Source organism: Acinetobacter sp. YH12144 (assembly GCF_013418345.1).
In the GTDB taxonomy this organism is placed as follows: Bacteria; Pseudomonadota; Gammaproteobacteria; order Pseudomonadales; family Moraxellaceae; genus Acinetobacter; species Acinetobacter amyesii.
In genome coordinates this window covers 12,304-29,690 of the sequence record NZ_VPCD01000005.1, presented here as the reverse complement: position 1 = coordinate 29,690, position 17,387 = coordinate 12,304, and the positions used below count along the sequence as shown (strand labels likewise).

At 39.1% G+C, this 17,387-nt stretch carries 15 protein-coding genes and 5 tRNA genes; 5 read left to right on the top strand and 15 right to left on the bottom strand.

Annotated features, from left to right (window positions below; all coding sequences use genetic code 11):
• The first annotated feature begins 105 nt into the window (after nucleotides 1-105).
• Both FTU79_RS04785 and FTU79_RS04780 read left to right on the top strand, forming a co-directional pair.
• On the top strand, nucleotides 106-1,350 hold the full coding sequence (locus tag FTU79_RS04785) for an NADH:flavin oxidoreductase/NADH oxidase family protein (RefSeq protein ID WP_180049028.1): 1,245 nt from the start codon (nucleotides 106-108) through the stop codon (nucleotides 1,348-1,350).
• 88 nt (nucleotides 1,351-1,438) lie between these two features.
• Entirely contained in the window at nucleotides 1,439-2,038 is a 600-nt protein-coding gene (locus tag FTU79_RS04780) for a YiiX family permuted papain-like enzyme (protein WP_180049027.1), read from the top strand.
• 66 nt (nucleotides 2,039-2,104) lie between these two features.
• Here the strand turns inward: FTU79_RS04780 and FTU79_RS04775 are convergent.
• From FTU79_RS04775 to FTU79_RS04750, 6 genes are all read right to left on the bottom strand, one after another.
• Nucleotides 2,105-2,180: transfer RNA gene (locus FTU79_RS04775), tRNA-Glu, on the bottom strand.
• 58 nt (nucleotides 2,181-2,238) lie between these two features.
• Nucleotides 2,239-2,314 (bottom strand) — tRNA-Glu (locus FTU79_RS04770).
• Nucleotides 2,315-2,338: 24 nt separating this feature from the next.
• Nucleotides 2,339-2,414 (bottom strand) — tRNA-Glu (locus tag FTU79_RS04765).
• Between the two features lie 132 nt (nucleotides 2,415-2,546).
• Nucleotides 2,547-3,452, bottom strand: coding sequence for an alpha/beta fold hydrolase (locus FTU79_RS04760; protein ID WP_180049026.1), 906 nt, complete (start codon nucleotides 3,450-3,452; stop codon nucleotides 2,547-2,549).
• Nucleotides 3,453-3,560: 108 nt separating this feature from the next.
• The gene (locus tag FTU79_RS04755; protein ID WP_078189154.1) at nucleotides 3,561-4,979 is read right to left on the bottom strand and encodes an amino acid permease; all 1,419 of its coding nucleotides are present in this window, start codon (nucleotides 4,977-4,979) and stop codon (nucleotides 3,561-3,563) included.
• Between the two features lie 123 nt (nucleotides 4,980-5,102).
• Nucleotides 5,103-5,178: transfer RNA gene (locus FTU79_RS04750), tRNA-Glu, on the bottom strand.
• 106 nt (nucleotides 5,179-5,284) lie between these two features.
• On the opposite strand from FTU79_RS04750, the gene FTU79_RS04745 reads away from it, so the two are divergent.
• Both FTU79_RS04745 and FTU79_RS04740 read left to right on the top strand, forming a co-directional pair.
• Nucleotides 5,285-5,662, top strand: a complete 378-nt coding sequence (locus FTU79_RS04745; RefSeq protein WP_180049025.1) for a hypothetical protein — start codon at nucleotides 5,285-5,287, stop codon at nucleotides 5,660-5,662.
• A 4-nt stretch (nucleotides 5,663-5,666) separates the two neighbouring features.
• Entirely contained in the window at nucleotides 5,667-5,978 is a 312-nt protein-coding gene (locus FTU79_RS04740; RefSeq protein ID WP_180049024.1) for a hypothetical protein, read from the top strand.
• Nucleotides 5,979-6,134: 156 nt separating this feature from the next.
• Here the strand turns inward: FTU79_RS04740 and FTU79_RS04735 are convergent, their stop codons facing one another.
• The 8 genes from FTU79_RS04735 to pyrC all read right to left on the bottom strand — a co-directional run bounded on the left by FTU79_RS04735 (nucleotide 6,135) and on the right by pyrC (nucleotide 14,086).
• Nucleotides 6,135-7,562, bottom strand: coding sequence for an amino acid permease (locus tag FTU79_RS04735; RefSeq protein ID WP_078192919.1), 1,428 nt, complete (start codon nucleotides 7,560-7,562; stop codon nucleotides 6,135-6,137).
• Between the two features lie 128 nt (nucleotides 7,563-7,690).
• Complete coding sequence (locus FTU79_RS04730; protein ID WP_168379378.1) at nucleotides 7,691-7,843, bottom strand: hypothetical protein; 153 nt, start codon at nucleotides 7,841-7,843, stop codon at nucleotides 7,691-7,693.
• 65 nt (nucleotides 7,844-7,908) lie between these two features.
• A complete protein-coding gene (locus tag FTU79_RS04725) occupies nucleotides 7,909-8,676 on the bottom strand; it encodes a hypothetical protein (RefSeq protein ID WP_180008279.1) in 768 nt (255 codons plus the stop codon).
• Nucleotides 8,673-9,509: a hypothetical protein gene (locus FTU79_RS04720; RefSeq protein ID WP_180049023.1), complete on the bottom strand. Its 837-nt coding sequence runs from the start codon at nucleotides 9,507-9,509 to the stop codon at nucleotides 8,673-8,675. The genes FTU79_RS04725 and FTU79_RS04720 overlap by 4 nt, the downstream gene beginning before the upstream one ends.
• Nucleotides 9,510-9,568: 59 nt before the next feature.
• The gene (locus tag FTU79_RS04715) at nucleotides 9,569-12,106 is read right to left on the bottom strand and encodes a TonB-dependent receptor plug domain-containing protein (RefSeq protein WP_180049022.1); all 2,538 of its coding nucleotides are present in this window, start codon (nucleotides 12,104-12,106) and stop codon (nucleotides 9,569-9,571) included.
• 205 nt (nucleotides 12,107-12,311) lie between these two features.
• A tRNA-Glu gene (locus FTU79_RS04710) sits at nucleotides 12,312-12,387 on the bottom strand.
• Nucleotides 12,388-12,407: 20 nt separating this feature from the next.
• Nucleotides 12,408-13,067 carry a ribonuclease T gene (gene rnt / locus FTU79_RS04705; protein WP_078192915.1) on the bottom strand — a complete coding sequence of 220 codons (660 nt, stop codon included), beginning with the start codon at nucleotides 13,065-13,067 and terminating at the stop codon, nucleotides 12,408-12,410.
• Nucleotides 13,052-14,086, bottom strand: a complete 1,035-nt coding sequence (pyrC, locus tag FTU79_RS04700; protein ID WP_180026810.1) for a dihydroorotase — start codon at nucleotides 14,084-14,086, stop codon at nucleotides 13,052-13,054. The genes rnt and pyrC overlap by 16 nt, the downstream gene beginning before the upstream one ends.
• A 151-nt stretch (nucleotides 14,087-14,237) precedes the next feature.
• On the opposite strand from pyrC, the gene FTU79_RS04695 reads away from it, so the two are divergent.
• Nucleotides 14,238-15,494 carry a diguanylate cyclase gene (locus FTU79_RS04695; RefSeq protein WP_180049021.1) on the top strand — a complete coding sequence of 419 codons (1,257 nt, stop codon included), beginning with the start codon at nucleotides 14,238-14,240 and terminating at the stop codon, nucleotides 15,492-15,494.
• A gap of 82 nt (nucleotides 15,495-15,576) precedes the next feature.
• On the opposite strand, the gene argG is transcribed toward FTU79_RS04695, so the two are convergent.
• Nucleotides 15,577-16,920 carry an argininosuccinate synthase gene (gene argG, locus FTU79_RS04690; protein WP_078192912.1) on the bottom strand — a complete coding sequence of 448 codons (1,344 nt, stop codon included), beginning with the start codon at nucleotides 16,918-16,920 and terminating at the stop codon, nucleotides 15,577-15,579.
• Between the last annotated feature and the right edge of the window lie 467 nt (nucleotides 16,921-17,387).

The following is a 17,387-nucleotide window of genomic DNA, read 5'->3' as shown; positions in this document are numbered from 1 at the left end:
CTTATGGATATTTTGACAAGTGTCATTGTCAAAATATCCTTGACCTTTAGAAAATAATAATTAGAGTAAATACTCAGGACTTATTATTTCATTTTGGACATTGTCATGAGCCATTTAGCTGAAAGCTTTAAAATTCGTAATACCACATTTAAAAATCGCATCATTAAAGGTGCAATGAGTGAAGCATTGGCCAATACCGCAGGCCAACCCAATCACTTACATTTTGGATTATATGAAGCTTGGGCGAAAGGTGGTTTAGGCTGTGCCATTACGGGTAATGTCATGGTGGATTTTCGTGCTAAAAATGAGCCGGGGGTTGTTGTCGTTGAAACAGAGCGAGATTTGGCGCAGTTAACACAGTGGGCTGAGCTAGGGAAAAAGCACGGCATGGTGCAATTGGTTCAACTTTCACATCCGGGTCGTCAATGTCCTAAAGGTTTAAATAAAGAAACGGTTGCGCCGTCTGCTGTACCATTTAGCCCGATGTTAGCTACAACATTTGGAACACCGCGCGAACTTCGTGAAGATGAAATTTTAGATATCATTCAGCGTTTTGCACGTGCTGCACACATTTGTGAAAAGGCAGGCTTCGAAGGCGTGCAATTGCATGGTGCGCATGGTTATTTAATTAGTCAGTTCTTGTCGCCACTGACCAATAAACGTCAAGATCAGTGGGGCGGTTCAAATGAAAATCGCATGCGCTTTTTGCTTGAAATCTATAAGGCAGTTCGTGCTGCGACGACAGATGATTTTATTATTTCAGTCAAACTAAATTCTGCTGATTTCCAACGCGGCGGAATTAGCGAAGCAGATGTGATTGAGGTCTTTAAGGCAATCGATGCCGCAGGGATTGATATGATTGAAATCTCGGGCGGTTCCTATGAAGCGCCAGCGATGGCGGGTGCTAAAGAAGAAAAACGTAAAGCCAGTACCATTGCTCGTGAAGCGTATTTCCTCGATTTCGCGGACAATATCCGTAAAGAAGTGAAATGCGCATTAATGGTTACCGGCGGGTTTAGAACCGTGCAAGGCATGAATGCTGCACTAGACAGTGGAGCTTGTGATTTTATTGGTATTGCACGTCCTTTCGCTGTAGAAGTCGATTTGGCTGATCGTTTATTGGCGGGGCAGGATGTTCGTTACGGTGTGGACAAAATTAAAACTGGCATACCGATGATTGATAAAATGGCGATTATGGAAATTATTTGGTATGCCGCTCAGTTTAAATCGATTGGTGAAGGCAAACAGCCAAATCCTAAACTTTCACCGTTAAAAGTGTTTTTTAAATATCTTAAAGGAAATTTAACAGCGGTCATTAAAGGGCAAGTCAATTCACGTAAGTCGGCTTAATCAATCATTGAATTTTTAGAATCAGGGCAATCGGCATACATCCATGTTATGGTTGCCTTCATTCATATCAATATTGCTTACAATAAAAATGTCTAAAATTTTAATATTAATAGTCATTCTTTCGGGGCTCAGTTCTGCCCTCTATGCCCAGTCCGTATTTCAGACGGGAGATATTATTTTTCATATCTCAAAGTCACAACAAAGTTTAAGCATTCAAAAGGCCACACATTCGCCCTATAGTCACATGGGCATGATCGTAAATAAAAATAACCAAACCTGGGTGCTTGAAGCTATTCAACCTGTGCAATATACCGCTTTAAATCAATGGATCGCACGTGGGGAGAATGCTCACTATGTGGTGAAAAGGCTCAAACAACCCTTAAATGTGCAGCAGAAAACGAAGCTGGTGCAACATGCGGAAAAGTACTTGGGCAAACCCTATGATATATATTTTGAATGGGATGACCGTGCAATTTACTGTTCTGAAATTGTTTGGAAAGCTTATCAGCATGCTTTAGGAATCGAACTTTCTCCATTACAACAACTGAAACAATTTGATTTAAAACAAAATGAAGTCCAGCGTCTAATGCGGCAGCGCTATGGTCAAAATATTCCGCTGAATGAGCAGGTGATTGCCCCTAAGGCCATTTATGATTCAAAACTTTTAAAAGAAATATTTAGAAATTAAGGCAATAAAAAAGCCCAAGTCGCAATGCTTGAGCTTTTTAATGAGTGATTAAAACCAACTCGAATATGGCGTCCCTACGGGGATTCGAACCCCGGTTACCGCCGTGAAAGGGCGATGTCCTAGGCCTCTAGACGATAGGGACAGTACAGAAAGCAAATTTTAAAACCGTTTATTTCAGTCTAAGTTTTTAGACTAAATAATGGCGTCCCTACGGGGATTCGAACCCCGGTTACCGCCGTGAAAGGGCGATGTCCTAGGCCTCTAGACGATAGGGACTTAATAAAATGTACTTCTGAAAATTGGCGTCCCTACGGGGATTCGAACCCCGGTTACCGCCGTGAAAGGGCGATGTCCTAGGCCTCTAGACGATAGGGACGTTTCAGAGGTGGGCGTATATTAGGGTGAAAATCGGGGGGTGTCAAACGCTTTTCTATAAATAAATTCAGTTTTTGTTGTTGAGTGCATAAAATTAAAACAATTTGCTAAAAATGTTTGAAAAATACATTATTTATGTCGGTTTTTTCAACACTTGTAAGATTGTAGCAATAACTTCTGGATGCGTTAAATATCCAGCAATATCGTGTGGGTGTTCAATCGATGTCTGAATTTGCTGGTTGATAATGGCGGGTTGAAAATCAAATGGTGCCTGACTCAGTGGAAAAGCGCTGAGAAAATCATCATGTGAATAAAAGTTTAACCAATCGCCTGAAATTGCATCAGGTCGCTGTAAAGGCTGAGGTAAGTGGGCTTGGATGACACGAAAAGCCAAAGGTGAGCCCAAGGTGATAAAGCGCTGTATGTTGAGTTCAGGATGTAACAGTAAAAAATGATACGCAATCACGCTACCTAGCGAATGTGCAATCAACAGGGTGGGTTTCGTTTGATGTAATTGCTCATGCAGACGAGTATGAACTGCCTGAATAAAGTGTGGATTGGATAAATAGAGATAAGTTTCGACCAAAAATTTATGCAAAAGTGTGGCATGTAATTTTGGGAAATAATTCATTAAAACTGCAAAATCGCGTAGGACAAGATCTTTGCCAAGTGCAGTGATCGATTTGAATGATTGGCTTAATCCAATAGCATCATTAAGGGTGATGTCAGGTAGATTGTTTTGTACGGCGTGATGCTCAAGTACTTTTGGTGATTTTTCTGGGAGTTCAGTACGATGGATAAACGGAAAATGTGGCCACGTTTGAGGCGTCAAGGTGCTGGCTTGAAGCATATTCTGCAAATGATAACGCGTGAGTAAATCTCCATAAAAAGGCATGCGCATATGGTGCTGTATATATGATAAAAAAGTCTCTTGATGGCTTTGCTTTAAGCCTTGAGACAACAGTGCAAGCCAATGCTGTTCGAGCGAACGTGCAGTTTGTTGCTGTTGATTCATGCCATGGATAAAGATGATCTGCATATTGCACCTCATCGACGGATCGATTTTTATTCTACTTTTATTAAAATATAGCCATAAAAAAGAGCAACCGAAGTTACTCTTTTATCGTGTTTGGTATGACAACGCAGATCAATCTTTGTTGTGATACAAGGTGTAGTAGCTGATATAACACGCCACAATGAAGATCATACAGCAGATAAAGCCAGTTAACATTTCTGGGTCAAATACCATACTAATACAGGTAATAAGACAAAATACAAAACCGAGTATCGGCACGATTGGGAAGAGTGGTGCAGCAAAAGCTAAATCTTTTGCAGTTTTGCCTTCTTTATACCACTGACGGCGGAAGTTGAATTGGCTTAAACAAATACTCATCCACACCACCACCATGGTAAATGCCGCAACACCTAACAAGTTTTTGAAGATGGTTTCTGGTGCAAATTGCTCAGAAAGTAAGCCTGGCATACCACCGATCATGGTCACAATCACCGCAACATAAGGAATACCACGTGAGTTCACTTTAGAGAACACCGCAGGTAATTGCTTACTATAGGACAATGACCACATCATTCGAGATGCAGCAAATAAACCTGAGTTTGCAGCAGAAAGTAGGGCTGTGATAATCACAAAGCGGATGATGTCTTCTGCATAAGGAATACCAATGTGCTGGAATACCGTTACGAAAGGTGAACTACTTACACCTTCGGCAGATAAGCCGGCTTCTTGGTGTGGCAATAATGCAGTAATAACAACAATGGTACCCACAAAGAAAATCAACAAGCGGAAAATCGCCGTATTAATGGCTTTAGGTACATTTTTCGCTGGATCTTTGGTTTCACCCGCAGCAACACCAATCAGCTCAGTACCTGAGAATGCAAAGTTAACAATCAACATTGTAGCGAAAATTGGGAACAAACCTTCAGGGAACCAGCCTTGTGCAGTGAGGTTGCTAAACAGCGGTGCAGCTTCATAGCCTCGATAGCCTAGAACACCAAAAATGGCCAATAGACCTAAAATAATAAAGGCAACAACGGTAATCACTTTGACTAAGGCTAGCCAAAATTCAGACTCGGCAAACCATTTGGTTGAAATCATATTCAGGCAGAATACAAAAGCACCAAAGATTAAAGTCCACATCCACATAGAGCTGTCTGGGAACCATTCCTGCATTAAAAGTGCAGCAGCGGTAAATTCAGTTCCTAGCGTTACTGACCATGTCAGCCAATACAGCCAAGTGATGGTATAACCCGTACCCGGTCCGATATAGCGTTTAGCATAAGCGCCAAATGAACCAGATTCAGGCATATGTACAGCGAGCTCACCTAAGCAAAGCATCACCATATAGGCGATAATACCGCCTAAAAAATACGAAATAATGGCACCTACAGGCCCCGTTTGTGCAATGACTTCACCCGAACCAAGAAATAAACCAGTACCGATTGCGCCGCCAAGCGAAATCATCACCAGATGTCGAGTACTCATAGCGCGTTTTAACGGCGCAGAATTGCCCTGATGCGAAGCATCATTCGGAGAATGAGATGACTGCATAGAGAAAAAGGAGAATCAAATAATGAAGCGAGTAATTGTAGAGAAGAATGCAATGATGATGCAATCAATTAATATAAATTATAGATAAATAAACTTTAAGTTTGTCAGAACTGACAGAAAAATTGGCGTCCCTACGGGGATTCGAACCCCGGTTACCGCCGTGAAAGGGCGATGTCCTAGGCCTCTAGACGATAGGGACGTTTTGAGGTGGGTGTATAGTACATAGCCCATCTATATTTGTCAAAATAGAGTTTCATTGTTATATTCTAAATGTATATAAATGAAACAAAAACAGAATTTTTTTAATGAAAAATAATTTTAATGAGTTTATTTCTGGAATTTTATTTGAAATCAATCAATTTAATGTGGGCAAAGTCCATGAAAGATTCTATATAGTTTTATTGAATTATTTGCATTGGTTTGAAGTTTATCCAAATAATTTTTCTTCGTATATTAGTAAATCAGAGTTTGAAAGAATTATTGATGAACTTTTATTTAGGGATTTAGATGGAGAAAGTAGAATTACGTATAATCACCTCAAATCTTTAGAAGATTCTCATTATTTTTTAGATATCCAGAGCTTTTTTAAATTATATTTAATCTTAAAGGTTCGAAGATATCAGTTGTCTAGTGATGATGTAGAACTTGAAAAATTAGAAAAAAAAATTGGATGTATGTTTTGAGCCAATGTTGTGGAGTAAAGACAAACAAGATTTATTGGTTATTAATCGTGATTTTCCTGAATTTAAAAAACAGATGAATTCAAGTCGGGTGCTTTTGCCACTTTCATTAATAGTTTTTAACTTTACTTTTGTTGAATTAATATCTAATACAAGTTTGAGAGTATCTATCCAAATATTTCTAGCAATAGTAGCTGCGTGTCTTTTAGCTAATTTTTCTAAAGGGGCAAAATCCGAAAAGGACTCATTGGAGTTGAAAGTATGGGATTATATCTTGGTGTTGAGCGAGAATAAAAATTCATTAACGAAAAGCAGTTGAACGATTTCCTTAAATTATAATCTGTACAGTGGTTTTTGTGGATTAAACTGCTCCCACAAATCATTTTTGAATTTATATGGAAACCCTAATTTTTCTCTCATAGGGAAGAGAAATAGTTTCATAAAAAAAGGTGGCTAATGAGCCACCTTAACTATTTTATTTATCGTGATATAACCAATAATAACCTGCATAACACGCCGCCATAAAGATCAGACAGCCAATAAAGCCTGAAAGCATTTCAGGATCTGCAGCCATACTTAAACCTGTTGCGGTACAGCAGACAAAGCCCAGGATTGGAACCAGTGGGAACCATGGTGTACGGAATTTAAGTTCTGACACGCTATGACCTTGTTTCAGCCATTGGCGACGGAAGTTAAATTGACTCCAACAAATACTCATCCACACGATCACCATGGTGAAAGCGGCAACCCCCATCAAGTTCTTGAAGATCACATCTGCGCCAAATTGTTCTGACAATAGACCTGGTAAACCACCGATCATAGTGACCAATACAGCAATATAAGGCACACCTGTTTTGCTTAATTTGCCGAAAGCGCGTGGCAATTGCTTTTGTGCAGACAGTGCCCACATCATACGCGATGCAGCATATAAACCAGAGTTAGCTGTAGACAGTAAAGCTGTAATAATGACGAAACGAATTAAGTCTTCTGCATAGGGAATGCCCATCAGGTTAAATACGGAAACGAATGGGCTACTACTTAAGCCTCCATGTCCACCGACATTTAAACCTGCATCGGTATAGGTCAACAGGGAACTGATGACGATAATAGTGCCGACAAAGAAAATGATTAAGCGCCATACCGCAGCATGAATGGCTTTAGGCACATTCTTTTCAGGGTTTTCAGTTTCACCTGCAGCGATACCAATCATCTCCGTACCATTAAAGGCAAAGTTCACGATCAATAGCGTGGCAAACAGTGGGAACAAACCATTTGGCAGCCAACCATGTTCAGTCAGATTGTGGAACATTGGAGCTGATTCATAGCCTTGGAAAGGGACGAAACCAAAGATGCAGGCAAAACCAAGGATGATGAAAATCAACACTGTTGCAACTTTCACCATGGATAACCAAAATTCTGACTCTGCGAATGCACGTGTAGAGCTTAAATTAGAGATCAGTACGCCAGCTGCAAAGATCAGTGTCCATAGCCAAATAGAGGTTTGTGGAAACCATTCCTGCATCAATATAGCAGCCGCAGTAAATTCTGTACCTAAGGTGGCAGACCAGCCCAACCAGTACATCCAAGACACCATATAACCCGTACCCGGGCCAATATAATTTGTCGCAAAAGCACCAAAAGAGCCAGAAACAGGTAAATGTACGGCAAGCTCACCCAAACAGAGCATGACCATGTAAGCGATCAGACCACCAATAATGTAGGCAAGTACAGCGCCCAAAGGCCCAGCTTGTGAAATAACTTCACCTGAACCCATAAACAAACCAGTACCAATTGCACCACCAAGTGAGAGCATCACAAGGTGTCGAGTCGTCATCGCACGTTTAAGCGATGGACTTTTACCTTCAGCAGACGAGTGTTGCGAAGGTTCAGAGGGAGATTGCATAGTGAAAAGAAAATTGAACGAAAGGTATATTTTATGATTGAATGCAGTGAAATGATTGATAAATCGAATTTTTCTTATAATGTGATAATACTGATCTAAAATTTAAATCTTTAGCGCTGACCATTGGATTAATGGTCAGGAGTTTGATACTCAGCTTCAGAAGTTGCAGGTACTTGAGTTTGTTCAGCTACAGGGGCTTTGTTGTCATCGCGGCTCACAATATACAGATAGAGTGCAGATGGAAATAAGATGGCTAAAACCAAGAGCAACTTTTTAAACATAGGGTATTCTTACATCAAAATAGATCAAGCTGAAGTATAAACAAAACCAGTCAGGCTGTAATTAATTAAAGTTTACGGTTTTTCTGTTCTAGATTGGATAGGATGACTTGGTAAATGTCGGGGTAGTGTTGTTTAAAGTTCCGTTGTTGCATGATTGTGATGGTTGAAGCATTTGGCTCGATACCCAGTTTTAAAATTTTTTGGGTTAAAGCGAGTTGAGGGGAGCGACCATCAAAATGTGTATTTAGTAAGTTACCATCGGTATATTTTACTGTGAGTCCGATATTCAGGAGATAATCAAAAACATCAGGCAAACCAAAACCGGCAGCTTTGTAGAGTAAATTATATGTTTCTGCACGATAGCCACGGCCGTATGTTTGATGTGTTTTTAATAATCCTAATGCATTATAAAATTCTAATTTAGCAATAATTTCTTGTTCATTAATAGAACCATCGCCATTTTTTAAAGTCCTATTGATGGTATTAAAAGTGACATCGTTTGAGCTGGGTTTGCAATTAGCAGCAATCAGTCGCTTGATATCTTGAAGTGGAAGTATAAGATGCGCTGTGTCACACATTTTTTTAACTTCTTTATTTTTCATTTTACTGTTTTGAATATTTTTATTTTCAAATTCCTGCACTATGGCTGACCAACCATATATGTTTATAAATTTATAATAACGAGATGCATCATTTGTCATCCCTTTGATCTTTTTAAAGTCGTGAATGTTTTTCACTGATGGTGCATTGGTAGCGTGATTTTGTGGCACTGGAGCATTTGCAAAGCAATGCATACTCATTAGCAGGCAGCTGGTAATAACGATGTTTTTCATGGTTTGTGTGCTTTTAATAAATTGTAAACGTCAGGATATTTGGTTGAAAAGTCATTCTGTTCCATTTGTTTATAAACGTTACTATTGGGCTCGATTCCTGCATTCAGTAGTTTTTGAACGAAACTCACAGAAGGGTTACGGCCTTTGATATTGTCTAAAATTAAATTACCATCCACGCCCGTGTAATCGACTCCAATACTCAGCAAATAATCAAAAACGTCTTCAAGCCCCCAACCAATTGTTTTAGATTGCAAAGAGCTTTTTTCTTCATACGGGCCAAATTTATACGTAACGTGTGTTTGTAAAACATTTTCCGACTTGTAGAGTTTTAATTTTTCAATGATTTCGTTTTGATCTATTTTGCCTTCTGCATTGGTTAATGCGCCATTAATAATCATAGAGGATGAACGGCCATTGAGTGGTTTGCAATTTGCTTTAAATAAGCGTTTGGTTTTATCGGCAGTGCTTTGACTCAGTGCAATTTCGCAAAGTTTTTCTATTTCCCCTTTAGGCATTTTACTTTTTAGGATGGTTCCATTTTCAAAATCACGAACGATTGACTCCCAACCGTATTTACTTGCTGTTCGGTAATAATGTATTGCTTCTTCGCTCAATTTTTTTGGTTTTTTCGCTTGTATTTGAGTGTCATGATCGTTGGTTTCGGGGATAGAAGATTCTTGGTCATCATTCAATGCTGTTTGATTTGTATGATTGGCATCGTGCTCAACAGTATTTGAAGGATTTATCGGTAGGCTGGCTTCTGGTCTAAAAATGTAGATGAAGATACCGAGACATACTAGGCACAGGCCAAAGATTAAGATTATTTTTTTCATTTTTTCGTCTATTTAAAAATGAATCAAGCGCGTTTTGAGGCGCGCTTGATAGGGGAATATTAAAATTTAAATGTGACATCAGCAATGAACTGTCGCCCAATTTCAGATCTAAGTTTGTTGGTCGACTCACTAATACCTGGGGTGGTATAGATATTATGTCGATTGGTAATATTGTTAATGGTTAAACCGAATATTGCTTTGTAGTCTTTAGAGAAATTCAAATCATAAGTGGTACGCATATCCCAACTAAATCGAGGTCTAATTGTATCTGTGGCATAGGCTTCCAACAGGACACCATCATGCTCAACTTTGTTTTTTAGTTTATACGTATCTTTATATTCAGAGTTGTAGCTTAAAAAGTTATTAATCTTTAATGGTAAATTTGAAAACTCAATGTCCCAACCAAAACGAGCAGTCCAAGGCTGATTGAAATTTTCAACAGGACGTTCATTAAATTGGATGAGGCTGCCGTTAAAGATAATATCGCGATCTTCAGCAGTCGTATTACTGTTAACGTTATATGACTCAGAATAGTCTAAATAATTTTTTTCTGATTCAGTGTAATCAAAGCCAAAGTTAAACCCGTGCAGAGAGTTTTTATAAACGACTGGCAGCGTATTTCTGAGTGTGAGTGTGTAAATGTCAGCTTTTGCTTTACCACTATTGCTATATTCAAAATGATCGATGGTGTTGCTGGTTGTTGGATCAATAAACCGATTTTTTGTGATTTCATCTTTGCTATCACGATTCACCCATTTCAGACCAAGGTTCCAGTTTTTAACTTGGCTATTAATGGCAAACACAATTTCGTCAGCATAAGGGGGCTTTAAATTGGCACGTTGAATATTGGAATTAGCTAATGTTAAATCGGATAAACCTGTTTGAGTCCAATAGTCTTCAGTTTGATTTTTTGTGCGTTTTAAATTGTATTCCAAAAATGCAAGCTGATCTTGCAGTTCAGTGGCTAAGGTATAGTTTGCATAATATCGATTCCATCCCGTAGTGAAGGACAGAAGGTCATTTTTTAGCGGTTTATAGTTAAAGGCAGTACGAGGTGCAATATTTAAATTTTTCGACAAGCTATCATAATCTGCACGTAAACCTAAACGCGCTGAAAAATTATCCCAAGTCGATGTGTTTTCAATAAAGGTATGCACACGTTGTTGGTCAATATTAACTTTACCTTTTTGATAATACTTGCCATTTGTTTGGTATTGGCCTTGATAGTTATTTTCATCCGTTGCTTCATCACAAAGAATATCACCTGCCGTACAGCTAATGCCTGAACTAGCTGTAAAAGTCTTAGGCTGATTATACATATAGGCATCGTTAGGACGTTCCCATGCGACTTTAGAATAGTCATAGCCCATACCAAAGCTTAATTGTTGCATGCTGTTACCGATCTGAACGGTATCAAACGCATTTTTTAGACTATACGAAAATGTATCTTGGCGTAATTCCAGATCACTACTTGCTGAACCTTCACCAGGATTGGAACTCCAATTTTTAGTTGGTGTTTGCTTCCAAATAATACCGGTAGTTGAATCATTTTCACGCGCTTGGCTTAGCGTTTGATAGCTAATATTTTGCTTTAATGTCGAGTTATTGAGTTTGTTTTCTAATTCACCAAAGAATGTCAGTGTTTCAGTATTGCTAATGCTTTTTGAATTTATTCGCTTATCAACGAAATTTAGACTGTCCAAATCCCCTAAATCAAATCCAAACTTCGCTTTGGTTGTGTCCGAAGGTGTGTAAAAAAGGGTAGTCCCTAAGTTGATATTATTACGCTCACTTTTGACTTTACTGCGATCTTCTAAACCACTCATTACTGGTACGATAGATTCACGTTTAGAGGCATAACTATTGATGCCCCATTGTTTAGAGAGTTTGCTGTATAGGTTCAGGCTTAGGCCGTGTTTTTTATATTCTTTATTATTTGATGATGTTGGATCTTCAAACTCTGCAGCTTCTTCTTCATCGGTAAAATGATAACGTGACCAATCACTTTCCGTGTAGTCGTAAGTAACGGAGCCGTGGATTTTGCCAATTTCAGTATTTGGGGCACAAGTTTCAGCATTAACTACACCACCTGTAAATTCGCCGTATGCTGCAGAAACATTACTATCGATCAATTCTAATTTACAAATTAAATCGGTATTTAGGGCCATCCCTTGTGAGCCACCATCAAGCTTGCCTGAATAGGAGTCGCCACTTGCCAGAGGGTCAATGTTATTGGTGGTATTGACGCCGTTAATTACAAATTTATTTCGGTAAGTTTGCGCGCCATTAATAGAAATCTCGGATGGTCGTAGCTCAGCCTGTGAATCTGCAGAACGTTGTTCACGGCTAAACTGCACATTTGGATTAACTTTTAAAAAGTCTGTGATATTTTTCGAGCTATTCGGCGTTTTTTCTAAATCTTCTTTGGTGTATACGGTTTTACCTACTTCTTGCTTGGCTTTGACTTCAACTTCAATCGGCGTCATTTTAAGGTTATTGCTTTGAATAACTTGAGTTGAATCAATTTCATTGGCATAAGCTTGAGATGCTAAAGCAGTCAAAATTGCGATATTAAGAGGAGAATAGGCAAAGCGCATGGCTGTCAATAATTATGCAGATAAAAACGATAGCGATTATCATTAACTTTACAAAAATAATCAATAGAAATGAGAATTATTTGCAATAGGTGTTTTTTTAATACACAGCGATTTCAGTGAATGAAAATTTTAACTAATCAGTAGAGGTGGTGATGTGTATTCAATAGACTTGAATATTCAGCTTGGAGAAAGTCTGAATAAAAATTGGCGTCCCTACGGGGATTCGAACCCCGGTTACCGCCGTGAAAGGGCGATGTCCTAGGCCTCTAGACGATAGGGACGTTTAGAAGATGGCGGTATCTTATTGATCCGCCATCATAGTGTCAAGTAGGTGAGGGCCGAGTTTGTTCAAAATATAACAGAACAGTTCTGCGGTCTTCTGAGTATCGTAAAGTGCAGAGTGTGCTTCTTTACCATCAAACTCAATACCAGCTTGAATACATGATTTTGCCAGCACAGTTTGTCCAAACATTACAGCGCTCAAAGTCACTGTATCGAATACGGAAAAACTATGGAAAGGATTTTGATTTTTTGTTCCTGTACGTGCAATAGCTGCCTGTACAAACCCTAAATCAAAATGGGCATTGTGACCAACTAAAACAGCATGAGTGCAGTTTTGTTGACGACGTACTTCATTCACTGACTTAAAAATACGTTTTAATGCTGATTTCTCATCTTCAGCCATGGCCATACGCATCGGATTAAATGGATCTACACCAATAAAATCCAGTGAGCGACGGTCAAGGTTGGCACCTTCAAACGGATTGATATGTGCATGGTGGGCTTCACCCGGTACAAAATTACCTTCTGCATCATACACAATAGGAATAGCTGCAATTTCCAGTAAGGCATCGGTCTGTGAATTAAAACCTGCTGTTTCGACATCGACAACAACAGGTAGGAATCCACGGAAACGTTGACCAATGACTGGTCGAGTTTCATCTGTCACACTTTTCTCCATTGGATGGTCTTACCCGCATACAACGGAATAATTTTTTCGCCATCCAAATAGTCTAAACTTTCAGGGATCATTTGATCTTCTTTTACCAAGGTAATGGTATTGGTATTTCGAGGGAGTCCGTAGAAGTCTGCACCAAAGTGGCTTGCAAAACCTTCTAAACGGTCGATTTTACCGACTTGATCAAATGCTTGAGCGTATAGCTCAATTGCTGTTGGTGCACTATAACATCCTGCACAGCCACATGCATTTTCTTTAGCATTTTTTGAGTGCGGCGCACTGTCTGTACCTAAGAAAAATTTAGGGTTCGCACTGGTCGCGACTTCGAGCAAAGTTTGCTGATGGGTTTGACGTTTTAAAATCGGTAAGCAATAGAAATGCGGTTTAATACCACCCACCAACATATCATTACGGTTAAACAATAAATGTTGCGGTGTGATTGTCGCAGCGACATTACGGTCTTGTTCTAATACAAAATGCGCAGCTTCACTTGTGGTGATGTGTTCTAGCACCAATTTTAATTTAGGGAACTGTTTTAAAAGTGGAGATAGCACTTCATCTAGGAAACGTTTTTCACGGTCAAAAATATCGACATGGTTGTGGGTCACTTCACCATGTAACAGTAATGGCACTTGGTGCTCTTCGAGTTGCTCAATCACACCATAGACTTTACTAATGTCGCTGACACCACTGTCTGAGTTCGTGGTTGCACCTGCTGGATAAAGTTTGATGGCATTAACATGCTCAGATTCTTTAATTTTTTTAACTTCACTCGCTGGGGTGTTGTCTGTGAAATAGAGCACCATACGCGGGTCAAAGTGAACGCCTTCAGGAACATGTGCCATGATACGTTCACGGTATGCATTTGCTTCTTCAACGGTTTTTACCGGTGGTACGGTGTTTGGCATACAAATCGCGCGAGAGAATTGTTGTGCTAAATCAGGAACTGTACGCTTTAGGGCTAGACCGTCACGTAAATGTGCATGCCAATCATCTGGCTGAAGAAGAGTAATCGTGTTCACAGCGATTCCAAGCTTGGAAATAAAACAAATGATAATGCAAATAATGTGAAAATGGTAACGAGATTTCTGTACAAATGACTGAACAGATATAAATTAAGAATAAAACTGTGGTATTTTTAAATGACTAAAAGAATTAGATAAATGCTTGGAAATGGAATACAAGTATAACCTTGCAAAGTTGCAATACGATAAAGAAAAAATAGAGGAACTGATTACACGGCAAACTCGTCGTGTAGGGGAAATGTTTCCTAAAAAACTGGAAACCCAATTTTGGACTTTAAACCTCGATCGTGCGCAAACCAACATACGTCATTTTTTCTGGATGGGGGTGTTGATCTACTTTGTGCTCACCATGCTGATCATTCCCGGAGATTACTGGATTATTGATCAGCAGCATTTTGTGCATGATTTTGTTCATTGTTTGCTTGGACAGCTCAATGGTGCGCTGTGTCTTCTGACTTTATATGCCTTTGCTCGTTACGACCGTCTGAAGCCTTATTTTTCACATGCTAGTATGTTTGTAGTGTTTTGGGCAGTTATTTCAATGTCTTGGCTCACCATGACCGTGTATACCGAAGCACTTAAACATCAGGCCATGATGATCCTTTGTATGATTTACATCTTGAGCTACATTTTGACGGGGGTGAAACCGGTCCAAATGTTGATGTCTGGCTTGTTGGCTGCTGTGGTCACCATGTTGATGCTTTTTTCATTAGAAGTGAAATTTGATATGATGGTGTTGGGGCGTGTACTGATTGGAAGCTGTGTATTGGGTTTTGCAATCAGTAAGATGCTCTGTGCGCGTGAAAGGATGATTTTTTTGAATATGCTGCGCGCGGATATTAGTGAAAAAATCCATCGTATTCATACCACAGAGCTTTTGCATTTAAGTCAGCATGATGAATTAACCAAGATTTCAAATCGACGTACTTTTGATGAAATGCTCGATACCTTTTATGAGCAATCTCGACGTAATAACACCTCGCTCGCTGTGTTGTTTATCGATGTCGATCATTTTAAAAACTATAACGATTTCTACGGTCATCAAAAAGGCGATGATGTAATTTCAACCATTGCCAAAACCATTAAAAATGCCATTCGACATATGGATTTTGTAGCGCGATATGGTGGTGAAGAGTTTGTGGTTTTATTGCCAGAAACCGATGCACATGGTGCTTATGCAGTTGCCTCGAATATTTATAAAGCAATCGATCGTTTAGAAATTCCACATGCCAAATCACAGGTTTCAAATCACGTCACTATTAGTTTGGGTATTACGGTATATCGTGCTGAAAATATGACGAAGGATGAACTGTTAAATATTGCCGATCAGGCGTTGTATCGTGCGAAACAATTAGGCCGGAATCAAATTTACTATCAGTCGATTCGTTCAGCACATGTGGCTTAATGTTTAATAAAATTGAGAACTTCTCTGAAATCGGCAATAAAAAACCGCGCAAAATGCGCGGTTTTTTATGACTCAACAAATCTTATTTGTTTTTGTCTTTTAATTGAGGCACTGCAGAACCTGTACCTACTGCAAGTAAGCCAGAGTTTGTGTAGATACCTAATTTAGCGCGAGTATCTGTGATATCTAGGTTACGCATAGTCAATTGACCGATACGGTCAGCAGGACTAAACATAGAGTCACCTTTCTCCATAGTTAAACGCTCAGCTTCATAAGTGAGGTTAGGAGATTCAGTGTTTAGAATAGTGTAGTCATTACCACGACGAAGTTCTAAAGTCACAGTACCAGTGATTGCTTTAGCAACCCAACGCTGCGCAGTTTCACGAAGCATTAATGATTGAGAATCGAACCAACGACCTTGGTAAAGAAGACGACCTAAACGCAGACCGTTAATACGGTATTGTTCGATGGTGTCTTCGTTATGAATACCAGTCACTAAACGTTCATAAGCAATATGAAGAAGTGCCATACCTGGAGCTTCGTAGATACCACGAGATTTTGCTTCAATGATACGGTTTTCGATTTGGTCAGACATACCTAGACCATGACGACCACCGATACGGTTAGCTTCAAGAATGAACTCAACAGGGTTTTCGATGCGTTTGCCATTTAATGCAACAGGGAAGCCTTCTTCGAAAGTTACAGAAACTTCTTCAGCTTTTACTTCTACGTCATCTTTCCAGAACGCAACGCCCATGATTGGGTCTACGATTTTGATACCCGCATTAAGGTATTCAAGATCTTTTGCTTCGTGAGTCGCACCTAACATGTTTGAGTCAGTTGAGTACGCTTTCTCTTTTGACATTTTGTAGTCAAAACCATTGTCGATCAGGAACTGTGACATTTCTGCACGGCCACCTAATTCGTCAATAAAGGTTTGGTCTAACCACGGTTTGTAAATTTTAAGTGCTGGGTTAGTCAATAGACCATAACGGTAGAAACGTTCAATGTCGTTACCTTTATAAGTCGAACCGTCACCCCAGATGTTTACATCATCTTCTTTCATTGCGGTTACAAGCATCGTACCTGTAACTGCACGACCAAGAGGAGTCGTGTTGAAGTAAGGCATACCACCAGTTGAAATGTGGAAAGCACCACATTGAATAGCCGCAATACCTTCTAATGCAAGTTGTAAACGACAATCAACTAAGCGAGCTTTAACTGCGCCATACGCTTCCGCTTTTTTTGGAATCGCATCGTAGTCGTCTTCATCAGGTTGACCTAAGTTTGCTGTGTAAGCATAAGGTTCTGCACCTTTTTGTTTCATCCACAAAAGCGCAGCTGAAGTATCTAGACCACCAGAGAAGGCAATACCAACTTTTTTGCCAACTGGGACATTCTGCAAGATAGTTGCATTATCAGTCATTGTTAATCCTAACGATATAAATATAGGCACCGAGAATGGGTGGCCTGAAAGAATACATATATGTGCGCGATTGTAGCACTTTTCTGCAGGGTTTTTCTAAAAAATCATGAGATACAAGCGATGAGGTGGAAAAAAATGATCGTTGAAATCTATTGTTGAATACTTCATCTAGTTTTTGCAGGCGGAAAATGCATTTTCTGAAAGAAATAGGATGCAAATATAAAGAAATCTATTTGATTTAAATTAATGGTCATACCATTATTGGGTTAATTTGGTTTTTATACTTCCCATTGAAATGAGACTGAGGTCAAACAAAGCTTGGTTATTAGACTAAAGTATATTTTATAAAATCTATTCATAAATAATAAATATAAAACAGATATTTAAAAAAGGTTTGTTAAAAATTTAAACTAGAAAATAATGTTTTTATATTAAATATTGGTCATACCAAAAATAATAAATGCTTG

Excerpts from the sequence above, each read along its gene's own strand:
- FTU79_RS04785 (WP_180049028.1), top strand. The coding sequence starts at position 106 with ATGAGCCATTTAGCTGAAAGCTTTAAAATTCGTAATACCACATTTAAA.
- FTU79_RS04780 (WP_180049027.1), top strand. The coding sequence starts at position 1,439 with ATGTCTAAAATTTTAATATTAATAGTCATTCTTTCGGGGCTCAGTTCT.
- FTU79_RS04760 (WP_180049026.1), bottom strand. The coding sequence starts at position 3,452 with ATGCAGATCATCTTTATCCATGGCATGAATCAACAGCAACAAACTGCA.
- FTU79_RS04755 (WP_078189154.1), bottom strand. The coding sequence starts at position 4,979 with ATGCAGTCATCTCATTCTCCGAATGATGCTTCGCATCAGGGCAATTCT.
- FTU79_RS04745 (WP_180049025.1), top strand. The coding sequence starts at position 5,285 with ATGAAAAATAATTTTAATGAGTTTATTTCTGGAATTTTATTTGAAATC.
- FTU79_RS04740 (WP_180049024.1), top strand. The coding sequence starts at position 5,667 with ATGTTGTGGAGTAAAGACAAACAAGATTTATTGGTTATTAATCGTGAT.
- FTU79_RS04735 (WP_078192919.1), bottom strand. The coding sequence starts at position 7,562 with ATGCAATCTCCCTCTGAACCTTCGCAACACTCGTCTGCTGAAGGTAAA.
- FTU79_RS04730 (WP_168379378.1), bottom strand. The coding sequence starts at position 7,843 with ATGTTTAAAAAGTTGCTCTTGGTTTTAGCCATCTTATTTCCATCTGCA.
- FTU79_RS04725 (WP_180008279.1), bottom strand. The coding sequence starts at position 8,676 with ATGAAAAACATCGTTATTACCAGCTGCCTGCTAATGAGTATGCATTGC.
- FTU79_RS04720 (WP_180049023.1), bottom strand. The coding sequence starts at position 9,509 with ATGAAAAAAATAATCTTAATCTTTGGCCTGTGCCTAGTATGTCTCGGT.
- FTU79_RS04715 (WP_180049022.1), bottom strand. The coding sequence starts at position 12,106 with ATGCGCTTTGCCTATTCTCCTCTTAATATCGCAATTTTGACTGCTTTA.
- rnt (WP_078192915.1), bottom strand. The coding sequence starts at position 13,067 with ATGGAGAAAAGTGTGACAGATGAAACTCGACCAGTCATTGGTCAACGT.
- FTU79_RS04695 (WP_180049021.1), top strand. The coding sequence starts at position 14,238 with ATGGAATACAAGTATAACCTTGCAAAGTTGCAATACGATAAAGAAAAA.
- argG (WP_078192912.1), bottom strand. The coding sequence starts at position 16,920 with ATGACTGATAATGCAACTATCTTGCAGAATGTCCCAGTTGGCAAAAAA.